This window comes from Yinghuangia sp. YIM S09857, assembly GCF_051388915.1.
Lineage (GTDB): Bacteria > Actinomycetota > Actinomycetes > Streptomycetales > Streptomycetaceae > Yinghuangia.
The window spans coordinates 14,768-25,584 of sequence record NZ_JBPKBH010000030.1 but is presented as its reverse complement, the minus strand read 5'-3'; the positions used below and the strand labels follow the sequence as shown (position 1 = coordinate 25,584).

General features: G+C 72.9%; 10 protein-coding genes. 7 read left to right on the top strand and 3 right to left on the bottom strand.

Annotated elements, in window-relative coordinates; genetic code table 11:
• The first annotated feature begins 304 nt into the window (after positions 1 to 304).
• The 5 genes from ACRX5S_RS38300 to ACRX5S_RS38280 all read left to right on the top strand — a co-directional run bounded on the left by ACRX5S_RS38300 (position 305) and on the right by ACRX5S_RS38280 (position 5,899).
• A complete protein-coding gene (locus tag ACRX5S_RS38300; RefSeq protein WP_436777883.1) occupies positions 305 to 1,855 on the top strand; it encodes an MFS transporter in 1,551 nt (516 codons plus the stop codon).
• A gap of 150 nt (positions 1,856 to 2,005) precedes the next feature.
• The gene (locus ACRX5S_RS38295; protein ID WP_436777882.1) at positions 2,006 to 4,441 is read left to right on the top strand and encodes a nitrate- and nitrite sensing domain-containing protein; all 2,436 of its coding nucleotides are present in this window, start codon (positions 2,006 to 2,008) and stop codon (positions 4,439 to 4,441) included.
• Positions 4,438 to 4,863 carry a roadblock/LC7 domain-containing protein gene (locus ACRX5S_RS38290; protein ID WP_436777881.1) on the top strand — a complete coding sequence of 142 codons (426 nt, stop codon included), beginning with the start codon at positions 4,438 to 4,440 and terminating at the stop codon, positions 4,861 to 4,863. The genes ACRX5S_RS38295 and ACRX5S_RS38290 overlap by 4 nt, the downstream gene beginning before the upstream one ends.
• Positions 4,864 to 4,911: 48 nt before the next feature.
• Positions 4,912 to 5,277: a DUF742 domain-containing protein gene (locus ACRX5S_RS38285; protein WP_436777880.1), complete on the top strand. Its 366-nt coding sequence runs from the start codon at positions 4,912 to 4,914 to the stop codon at positions 5,275 to 5,277.
• An 82-nt stretch (positions 5,278 to 5,359) separates the two neighbouring features.
• Entirely contained in the window at positions 5,360 to 5,899 is a 540-nt protein-coding gene (locus ACRX5S_RS38280) for a GTP-binding protein (protein ID WP_436777951.1), read from the top strand.
• Positions 5,900 to 5,966: 67 nt separating this feature from the next.
• Here the strand turns inward: ACRX5S_RS38280 and ACRX5S_RS38275 are convergent, their stop codons facing one another.
• The gene (locus tag ACRX5S_RS38275; protein ID WP_436777879.1) at positions 5,967 to 6,818 is read right to left on the bottom strand and encodes an alpha/beta hydrolase; all 852 of its coding nucleotides are present in this window, start codon (positions 6,816 to 6,818) and stop codon (positions 5,967 to 5,969) included.
• Between the two features lie 91 nt (positions 6,819 to 6,909).
• On the opposite strand from ACRX5S_RS38275, the gene ACRX5S_RS38270 reads away from it, so the two are divergent.
• On the top strand, positions 6,910 to 8,358 hold the full coding sequence (locus ACRX5S_RS38270) for an ATP-binding protein (RefSeq protein WP_436777878.1): 1,449 nt from the start codon (positions 6,910 to 6,912) through the stop codon (positions 8,356 to 8,358).
• Complete coding sequence (locus ACRX5S_RS38265) at positions 8,355 to 9,008, top strand: response regulator (RefSeq protein ID WP_436777877.1); 654 nt, start codon at positions 8,355 to 8,357, stop codon at positions 9,006 to 9,008. Before ACRX5S_RS38270 ends, ACRX5S_RS38265 begins: the two co-directional genes overlap by 4 nt.
• A 103-nt stretch (positions 9,009 to 9,111) precedes the next feature.
• On the opposite strand, the gene ACRX5S_RS38260 is transcribed toward ACRX5S_RS38265, so the two are convergent.
• Positions 9,112 to 9,861, bottom strand: coding sequence for a hypothetical protein (locus tag ACRX5S_RS38260; protein ID WP_436777876.1), 750 nt, complete (start codon positions 9,859 to 9,861; stop codon positions 9,112 to 9,114).
• Positions 9,858 to 10,760: an ABC transporter ATP-binding protein gene (locus ACRX5S_RS38255; protein WP_436777875.1), complete on the bottom strand. Its 903-nt coding sequence runs from the start codon at positions 10,758 to 10,760 to the stop codon at positions 9,858 to 9,860. The genes ACRX5S_RS38260 and ACRX5S_RS38255 overlap by 4 nt, the downstream gene beginning before the upstream one ends.
• Between the last annotated feature and the right edge of the window lie 57 nt (positions 10,761 to 10,817).

The window sequence follows — 10,817 nt, the reverse complement described above, 5'->3', positions numbered from 1 at the left end:
TCCCCCTCCCCCCCCCCTCCCCCCCCCCGCCGCCCGTGCCGGTGCCCGTCCCTGCGTCCATGCCGCCCCGCCTCCCGCGATCGCCGTCGATTCCCGGTCTCCAGGCTTCCGGCGGACCGCGCGCGGATCGTCGGGCCCGGGGCGGAGAAGCGCGTTACTGCCGCCGGTGCCCCAAAGGGGCCCTTACTCCTGCGGGAGTAAGGGCCACGCGGGCGGGTTCGTCCGCAGGGAGGCGAGACCCGGCACACGGGGTTACGGTCGAGGAAGGCGCGTCTCCGGACGCCCGGAGCACCTGGAACCACCTATGACCAGCCCGCACACCGCATCCGCGCACGCGGCCCCCGCCTCCGAAGGCGGCGGCCGCAAGGGCATAGCGCTGCTCGTCATCGCGTCGTGCCAGTTGATGGTGGTCCTCGACATCACCATCGTGAACATCGCGCTGCCGCACATCCAGACGTCGCTCGACTTCTCGACCACCAGCCTGTCGTGGGTGATCAACGCCTACACGCTGACCTTCGGCGGCCTGCTGCTGCTCGGCGGCCGGGCGGGCGACATCCTCGGACGGCGCAGGGTCTTCATCTTCGGTGTCCTGCTCTTCGTCGTGGCCTCCCTCCTCGGCGGATTCGCCCAGGAGTCCTGGCAGTTGCTCGCCGCCCGCTCCCTGCAAGGGATCGGCGGCGCCATCGCGTCGCCCACGTCGCTGGCCCTCATCACCACGACGTTCACCGAAGGTCCCGAGCGCAACCGCGCGTTCGGGGTCTTCGCCGCGGTGTCCGCGGGCGGCGGCGCGATCGGCCTGCTGGCCGGCGGCATGCTCGTCGAATGGCTCGACTGGCGCTGGATCTTCTTCGTCAACGTGCCGATCGGGCTCGCCATCGCGCTGGCCACACCGCGCTCGATCCGCGAATCCGAACGACGACCCGGGCAGTTCGACCTGGCCGGCGCACTCGCGTCGACATTGGGTGTCGGGCTGCTCGTGTACGGCTTCATCCGGGCCGCCCAGGACGGCTGGCGGGACGGCCTGACCATCGCGTCGTTCGCGGGCGCGGTCGTCATGCTGGCGGTGTTCGTCACCATCGAGCGCCGGACACGCCAACCCATCACGCCGCTGCACATGTTCGCCGACCGCAACCGGTCCGGCTCGTACGCCATCATGCTGTGCCTCGCCGCGGCGATCTTCGGCATGTTCTTCTTCCTCACCCTGTGGGTGCAGGACGTCCTCGGCTTCAGCCCGCTGCGCGCCGGGCTCGCGTTCCTCCCGGTGAGCGCGGTGATCGCGGTCGGTGCGGGCCTCGCGTCCCAACTGCTGCCCACATACGGTCCGAAGCCGTTCATGGTCACGGGCGCGCTGCTGGCCGCCGGCGGGCTCGCGTGGCTGACGCAAATCGAGGTCGACAGCACCTACCTCGGCAGCGTCCTCGGCCCGATCCTCGTGTTCGGGCTGGGCATGGGCATGCAGTTCGTGTCGCTGACGCTGATGGCGGTGTCCAACGTCGCGGAGCAGGAGACCGGCGCGGCCTCGGGCATGCTCAACGCCACGCAGCAGGTGGGCGGTTCGCTCGGCCTGTCGATCCTGGTGACGGTGTACGGCACCGCGAGCCGGAACGCGGCGGACGACCAGGTCGCGGCGTTCATGCGGCAGGCGACCCCGGAACAGCGCGCCGAGTTCGACCGCACCGGACAGTTGCCCGCGTCGTACACCCACCATGTGCTCACCGACGGGATCACCGCGGCCTTCGTCACCGCCGCCGCCTTCGCCGTCGTCGCCGCGGTGGTCGCCGCGCTGGTCATCCAGGTGCGCGAGGCGGACCTGGAGCGGCTGAAGGGGAACAGCGTGGGGGCGCCGCCGGGTTGAGCCGGCCGGGGCCTCCGTCCGGTTGGCGATTCGCCCCGCACATGACCGAAATCGTGCCCCGTGCTGGATATGGACATTCGGGCCGTGCTCCCGGAAACTCTTCCGGCACATGCCGTTTCCCTCGGCCCGCTCTCTCCCCTTAGGGACACGATGAGATCCCCCCGCCGGGCGCTGACCGGGCTCGACCGGCAGCGGCGCCGTTCCTCCATACGCACGCTGCTCGTCGTCCTCGCGATCGTGCCGTCGCTCGCCCTGGTCGGCCTGTGGGGCTTCACGGCGCAGTACCTGTGGTCGAAGACGTCGGAGCTGAAGGACCAGAACACCATCGCGACGGAGGCGGGCCTGCCCGCCTACACGGTGATGGCGCAGTTGCAGCAGGAGCGGAGCCTGAGCGCGGCGTGGCTCGCGGCGCCGTCCGACCAGGTCCGCACCGCGCTTCAGGAGGTACGCGGGCGCACCGACGCGGCGCTGGGCGAGTTCGCCGAGGTGCTCGGCGGACTCGCGGACAGCGACACCGACGTGCTGGACCGGGCGCACGCGATCCGCGAGGACCGCGACCGGCTGCCGGAGGTCCGCACGGCCGTCGACCGGCGCCAGGGGACACGTGCCGACCTGCTGAGGCCGTACACCGCGGCGGTCGAGAAGCAGATGCTCACGTTCGCCGCGCTCTCCCACATCGACGCGGACGGGCACCTGACGGCGCGCGCCGAAACGCTCGTCGACATGTTCCGTGCCACCGAGATGATCGCGCGCGAGGACGCGGTGCTGACGTACGCGGCGGTCTCCGGCAGGCTCGGCGCCTCCGAGTTCACCGAGTTCGCGGAGTCGGCCGGAGCCCGCCGTTCGCTCTACGCCGAGGAGATCCGGCCGAGCCTGGAGCCGGAGTTCCAGGAGGCGTTCCGGCTGCTCGTGGAAAGCCCGCAGTGGCGTTCGCTGGTCGCGGTCGAGGACGCCGTGCTCGGCTCGGCGGTACGCGCCCCCTCGGCCGGCCCCGGCGTCCCCCTTCCGCCCGAGGCCGCGAATTGGCGGGCCAACCTGGACGCCCTGAACCCGCAGCTCACCACCCTCAACACCACGCGCGCCGGGGCGATCGTGCAGGACTCCCGGGAGCGTGTGGACGACCTGGAGCTGACCGTCTGGCTCATCACCGCCCTCGGCCTGCTGGTGGTGGTCGCGGTCAGCCTGCTGTGCTGGGCCGTCGCCAGGTCGCTGCGCCGTCGCCTGCTCGGCCTGCACGCGGCCACCGTCGACGTCGCCCGGAAGCGCCTGCCGGACGCCATCGACCGGTTGAGCCGCGGCGAGGACGTGGACACCGCGGCGGAACTCCCCGAACTCCCGCACGGCAGGGACGAGATCGGGCAGGTCGCGGAGGCCTTCACGGCGGCCCAGCGGGCCGCCCTCGACGGCGCCGCCCGCCTGGCGCGCGAACGCGCCGGCCACGCCAAGGTGTTCCACAACGTGGCGCTGCGCACCCAGTCCCTGGTCGGCCGCCAACTTCGGGCGCTGGACGCGATGGAGAACCGGCACCAGGACCCGGAGGTCCTGGAGGACCTGTTCATGCTCGACCACCTGGCGACGCGCCTGCGCCGCTACGAGGAGAACCTGGTCATCCTCAGCGGCCACCACCCGGGGCGCCGCTGGAGCAGGCCGGTGCGCGTCGTGGACGTGGTGCGCAGCGCGGTCGGCGAGGTCGAGGACTACAGCCGCATCGACGTCCACGTGGCCTCCGATCTCGCGCTGTCCGGCGCCGCGGTCGGTCCGGTGATCCACCTGCTGGCCGAACTGCTGGAGAACGCCGCGCAGTTCTCGCCGCCCGAGACGCCCGTCGAGGTGCGCGGGATGGCGGTGGCCAAGGGCCTCGTGGTGGAGATCGAGGACCGCGGCCTGGGCATGGGCGAGGACGAGTACGCGGCACTGAACGCCGAGTTGGCGGCGCCGAAGCCGTTCGACATGGTGGCGCTGGCCGACGACGTGCGGCTCGGGCTGTTCGTCGTCGCGCAACTGGCGGACCGGCACGGCATCAGCGTCACGCTGCGGCCGTCGCCGTACGGGGGGACCCTCGCGATCGTGTTCCTACCCAGGGAACTGATCGTCGGCCGGACCGGGGAGCCGGCCCCGGACACTCCCGAGGAGCAGGAATTGCCTTCCGCGGAAACGCCGGATGCGTCGGATGCGCCGCACACGCTGGGCGCACCACACGGGTCGGACACGACCGACGCCCCGGACACGCCCGAGCCGGACGGCGCACCGGTCCCCCTCCTGGTGCCGTCCCGCGCCGCCGACGGAGAGCCGGACCGTACCCGCGACCCCGGCGCATCCGGCCGCGAACCGGACGGCCGTACCCGGCAGTTGCCCCGTCGGGTGCGCCAGGCGAGTCTGGCCGCCCCGCTGCGCGCGCAGCCCGAGGCGTCCGTGAACGGCGGCGACGCGAACGGGGACGGGAGCGGGGAAGGGGACCCTGCGGACGCCCCCAGGCGTCCGACACCGCAGCAGGCCGCCGCCACGATCTCCGCGTTCCAGCGCGCCTCCGAGCGGGCCAGGGCCGCCGAGCACACCAGCGAACCACCGAAGAGGGACCGCCCATGACCCAGCCCACCACCGCCACCGACAGCCGGCTCGACTGGCTGCTGACCGACCTGGTCAGGAGGGTGCCCGGCACCCGCCACGCGGTCGTGTTGTCGCAGGACGGGCTGGTCATGAGCCATTCGGAGACCTTCGACCGGGACCAGGCCGAGCAGTTGGCCGCCGCGGCGTCGGGGTTGTCGAGTCTGGCGCGCAGCGTCGGCCGCTCGTTCCAGGGTGGCCCGGTGCGCCAGACGCTCATCGAGATGGAGGACGCCTTCCTGTTCCTGACCGCGGCCGGGCGCGGCGCGCACATGGCCGTGCTCACCGACCAGCGCGCCGACGTCGGCGTGGTCGCGTTCGAGATGAACACGCTCGTCAAGCAGGTGGGCGAATACCTGGGCACCACACCGAGATTCGACACGGACGCGGCATCGCCCGCATGATCCGGAGAAGCGAGGCTCGCACATGAGTGAGCGCAGCGAGGTGGCGGCATGAGTCCGTACAGATGGGACGAGGAAGCCGGACCGCTCGTCCGGCCGTACACGCTGACCCGCGGACGCACCCGGCCCGCCGACGACCTGACGCTCATCACGCTGGTCACCACGGTGGACCCGGCGCCGGAGGGGCGCGACGGCGCGCTGCACCCGGAGCACCGGGAGATCCTGGAGCTGTGCCGGGCCCCGCAGGCGGTCGCGGAGATCGCCGCGCTCATCCGGCTCCCGGTCAGCATCGCCAAGATCCTGATCGGCGACCTGGTGGCCCAGGGCCGCGTCACCGTGCGGGCGCCGCTGTCCATGGCCCGCACCCCGGATGCCGAACTGCTGAGAAAGGTGCGGGATGGCCTCGGTCGGCTCTAGTGCCGTGACCCCTGGAACCGCCGGACCGTCCGGTGCCGGGGCCCGGGCGGGCTCGTTGGCGGTGCCGGTCCCGGCGTCCGCGATGGCCGTGAAGATCCTGGTGGCGGGCGGGTTCGGGGTCGGCAAGACCACGCTGGTCGGATCGGTCAGCGAGGTTCCGCCGCTGCGCACCGAGGAGGTCATGACGGTCGCCGGGGTGGGCGTCGACGACCTGGACGGCCTGGCGGACAAGGACACCACCACGGTCGCCCTCGACTTCGGGCGCATCACCCTCGACGAGGACGTGGTGCTCTACCTGTTCGGCACGCCCGGCCAGGAGCGGTTCTGGTCGATGTGGGACGACCTGGCGACCGGCGCCCTGGGCGCCGTGGTGCTGGTGGACACGCGCCGCCTGGACGCGAGCTTCGGCAGCATCGACTTCTTCGAGCGGCGCGGCGTGCCGTTCGTCGTCGGCATCAACGTCTTCGACGGGGTCCTGGAGCACACCGAGGACGAGATCCGCAGTGCTCTCGACCTGGACCCGCACGTGCCGACGGTGATGTGCGACGTACGCGAACGGGCGTCCTGCCGCTCGGTGTTGCTCGCCCTCATCGATCTGCTGGCGGCGGCTCCGGCGAGCTGAGCGCGGGGTGGGGCCGGTCCGGGGCCGGTCCGGGGCCTGTTGGGGGCTGTTGGGGCCTGTTGGGGGTCTACTTCGCGGGGAACAGCCCGTGGAGCGCGCGGCTCAGCCGGGTGTCCGGGTCGGCCAGGTCCAGGACGACGTCGAAGTGGTCGCGGTCCGGGACGACCAGGGGGTCCCCCTCGCCTGTCCACAGGCTGTGGAAGATGTCGGACTGTTCGTGGAAGCCGGACGACTCGCGCTCGGCCACCGCGACCACCGCGGGGCAGCGCCGGTCGGTCCCGGCGGCCAGCAGGAAGGGGCTCAGCGCCGCGGCCCGCGGTTCGTCGAGGCCCAGCCAGTCGTTGATGTGGGTGCGGACCAGCGGGCGGATGTCGAACAGGCCGCTGATCGGGAAGCCGCCCGCGATCACGTCCTGCGGCAGCCCGAAGTCCTCCTGCCAGCCGTGCACCATCGTCATCGCGGCCAGGTGCCCGCCCGCCGAGCTGCCGCCGACCACGATGTGCGCGGGGTCGAGGCCGTACCCGGCGCCCTCGCGGTGCACCCAGGCCACCGCGGCACGCACCTGCCGGACGATCTCCTCCAGCGTCGCGGCCGGTGCGAGCGTGTAGTCGGGGACGACGGTGGCGATGCCGTGCGCGTCCAGCGCCCGGGCCATGAACGCCGAGTCGTGCCGGGACAGCGCCCGCCAGTAGCCGCCGTGCAGGAAGACGAACACCGGGCGGGGCGAGTCGCCGGTCCCCCACACGTCCAGCAACTCGCCGCTTGCGTCGTCGTAGGCGATGCCGGGCGTCCCGCCGAGGCCCGCTACCGCGCCGGACGACTCGTCGCGGTAGCGCGCCATCAAGGTCGCGAAGCGCTCGGGGGAGACGACGGCGCGGGCCGTGTAGGCGGCGTCGGCCGCGGGATCGATGCTGGGCACCCGATGCACGCTACCGACGCCCCGCGTCCTGCGACAGAAGCACGTCTTTCGGCAGAGGCCGGGCGGCGTGTCGTCGGGTAACGTCCGGGAGATGATCGACCAGAACGACCGGATGGGGCGGATAGCGCGGATAGAACGGATAGGCCGGGTCGACCGCATTGGCCGGATCCTTCGGGGCGACCGGGAAATCCGTCTCTGGAGCCGCCGTCCGGTCCTGGCCGACATCGCGCTGTGGGTTTTCACCACGGCGTTCTGCCTGTCCGTCAACTCCCCGACGCCGTTTCTGTCCGGCCGCCTCGCGGTCGCGCTCGGCGTCGTCGCGGTCGCGGGGGCGTTCTCCCGGCGGCTTCCGTCGGTCTCGCTCGCGATCGGCATCGGACTCGCGCAGTGGGACGGCCGCTACTACGGCATCGTCGCGCTGGTGGCCTTCCTGGCGGCGCTGCGGACCGGGCGGCTGCGTCCGCTGGCCTGGGCGCCCGCCCTCGCGGTCCCCGCGTTGTTCGTGGGCGGTGTGGCGGCCGGGATGCGGCCGCTCGGCGCGCTGACCGCGGAACTGCTGTTCAGCGTCGCGGTGCCCTGGCTGGTCGGCCGCAACCTGCGGCAGCGCCGCGCGCTCGCGGCGGCGGGCTGGGAGCGCGCGCGGCACCTGGAGCACGAGCGGGAGATGCACGCCGATCGGGCCCGCATGCGCGAGCGCGCGCGCATCGCCCAGGACATGCACGACTCCCTCGGCCACGACCTGAGCCTGTTGGCACTGCGGGCGGCCGTCCTCGAAGTCGATCCCGCGCTGCCGGAGGCGCAGCGGGCGGCGGCCGCCGACCTGCGCGCGGGCGCGGCGGCGGCGACCGACCGCCTGCACGAGATCATCGGCGTGCTCCAGACCGACAACCGGGCCGCCCCGACCGAGCCGGTGCACGAGTCGATCGAGGACCTGGTGGCCCGCTCGCGCGAGTCCGGGATGTCGGTGGTGTTGGAACGCACCGGCCGGGCCCCGGAGTCGCCCGCCCTCGCGCTCGCCGTGCACCGCGTCGTCCGCGAGTCGCTGACCAACGCGGCCAAGCACGCGCCCGGTGCGAAGGTCCGGGTCACGCTCGCCTACCGCGACGACAGCGCGGAGGTACGCGTCAGCAACGGCGAGCCGCCGGCCGGGTCCGCCCTCGCCGACCGCGGTCCGGCTCCCGGCAGCCGCAGCGGGCTGATCGCGCTCCGGGAGCGGGTCCGGCTCGCCGGAGGCACCTTCACGGCGGCCCCGCGCGCCGCGGGGTTCGAGGTGACCGCCCGCTTGCCGGCGGCGCGTTCGGACGAGGGACGGCCGGACCCCGGACCGCCGGGCTCCGGACAACGGAGCTCCGGACAACGGAGCTCCGGACAACCGGACTCCGGACAACCAGGCTCCCGGGCTGCGGTGGGGAGTACGTCCGACGGGTTGCTTGCGTCCGGTTCGCCGCAACGGTCGACGGGCCGGCCGGTGGAACCGTCCGCGGAACAGTCGGTGGAGCGGTCGACGGAACAGTCGGTGGAACGGGAAGTCGCCTGGTGAGCAAGCTTGTTCGCGTCCTCCTCGCCGAGGACGAGCCGTTGATCCGGGCCGGGGTGCGGGCAATCCTCGCGAGTGACCCCGGAATCGAGGTGGTGGCCGAGGCCGAGGACGGCGCCGAGGCGGTCGAACTCGCCCGGCGTCACCGGCCGGACGTCGCCGTCCTGGACATCCGCATGCCCCGCCTGGACGGCCTCGCCGCGACCGCGGAGATCCGCCGACTGCTGCCGGAGGTGGCGGTGGTGATCCTGACGACGTTCGGCGAGGACGCGTACATCGCCGAGGCGATCGACGCGGGGGCCACGGGCTTCCTGCTCAAGTCCGGCGACCCCCGCGAACTCACGGCCGGGATCCGGGCGGCGGCCGAGGGGGCCGCGTACCTCTCGCCCCGCGTCGCCAAACGGGTCATCGACACCATGGGCAGATCAGTGCGCACCGCGCAGGCCGCCGACCGGGTCGCGGTGCTGACGCCGCGTGAGCGCGAGGTGCTGGCGCTGATCGGCGAGGGCATCTCGAACGCGGAGATCGGCCGCCGCCTCAACCTCGTGGAGGGCACGGTCAAGACGCACGTGAGCGCGATCCTGACCCGGCTCCGCGTGCGGAACCGGGTCCAGGCCGCCATCGTCGCGTACGAGGCCGGGATGGTGGAGTGAGCGGATGCTCCTCTGGATGTCTGAGCGTGGATGTCTGAGTGTGGATGTCCGGGTGCGGGCAACCCGGTGCGGGTAACCCGGTGTGGACACCCAGGTATGGATGTCACACGTCGCGGCGGCGCAGTGCAGCGTAGCCCGCGAGTTGTGCGGCCAGCGTCCAGCCGGCGAACAGCACCGCGGCGGTGAGCCGCGAGTACGGCGGGTCCTCGCCGCCCAGCAGGTTGATGCCCGCGCCGCCGGGCAGGTAGGCGGAACGGTCCGCGCCGAGGGTGACGGGTAGTGCGAGGAGCAGCACGATCACCGCGCTGAGCGTGCCGACCGAGTTGCGCAGCAGCGCCCCCACGCCGACGGTGAACACCGCGGCCAGGGCGAGATAGACGGTGATCGCCGCGACGTCTTCGGCGACGCCGCCGCCGGTGCCGTACTCGCCGAGCGTGGCGTCCCCGGCGGCGAGGCCGAGCAGCGCCAGGACGAGCGCGAGCGGCACCGCCACCGCGCTCACCGCCAGGGTCTTCGCGAGCAGCACCCGGCCGCGCCGGGGGTCGGCGCACAGCGTGCCGCGGATCGCCCCGGTGCCGAACTCGCCGGTGACGGCGAGCATCGCGAAGGCGATGAGGCCGAACTGCGCGAGCATCGCGGCGTCCACTGCGGGTTCCGCGATGCCCATCGAAGTGCCGTCGGTGGTCTCGCCGTTCTCGACGTCCCCGGCGAAGTCGCCGCCCATGATGGCGGCGCACCCGGCCATCAGGAGGACGGCAGCGGACAGCGCCCACCAGGTCGAGCGCACGGTCCACAGCTTGATCCACTCGGATCCGAGGGAACGCCGCAGGGCGGCCAGTCGCAGCGCGGTCATCGGGTGCCTCCGTACTCCACGGCGTCGGCCGTCAGTTCCATGTACGCCTGTTCGAGCGAGACCTGACGCGGGCTCAGTTCGTGGAGCAGGACGCCGAGGCGATGTGCGGCGCGACCCACGTCCTCCAGCGAGGCGCCGCCCACCGAGAGCCGGTCGCCGTCGTCCCGCACGCTGGCTCCGGCGGCGGCCAGGTCACGGGCCAGTTCCGCGAGTTCGGGGCCGCGTACGGTGACACCGGCCGTCGGTGCCCCGGCCAGCACCTCGGCGAGCGGGGCGTCCGCGAGCAGCCTCCCGCGTCCGATCACCACCAACTGGTCGGCGGTGAGCTCCATTTCGCTCATCAGGTGGCTGGAGACGAAGACCGTGCGGCCCTCGGCGGCGAGCGAGCGGATCAGGCCGCGGATCCACACCACGCCGTCCGGGTCGAGGCCGTTGACCGGCTCGTCGAACATCAGCGTCGCGGGGTCGCCGAGCAGCGCGGCGGCGATGCCGAGACGCTGGCCCATGCCGAGCGAGAACGTCCCGGCGCGACGCCCCGCCACGTCGGACAGGCCCACCACGCCGAGGACTTCGTCGACGCGTGCCCGCGGGATGTCGTGCGTGCGGGCCAGCGCACGGAGGTGGTCGCGGGCCGAACGCCCCGGGTGCAGGGCCTTCGCGTCGAGCAGCGCGCCCACCTCGCGGAGGGGTTCGGCCAGTTCGGCGTACGGACGGCCGCCGACCAGCGCGCGGCCCGACGTGGGCCGGTCGAGGCCGAGGACCATGCGCATCGTGGTGGACTTCCCCGCACCGTTCGGCCCGAGGAACCCGGTGACGCGGCCGGGGCGGACCACGAGGCTGAGGTCGTCGACCGCGGTGGCGTCCCCGTACCGCTTGGTGAGGCGTTCCAGAGTGATCATGGGGACGACGCTATGAAGCCGACGGGGGGCCGGACATCGGCCGAAGGAAAGGGCGCG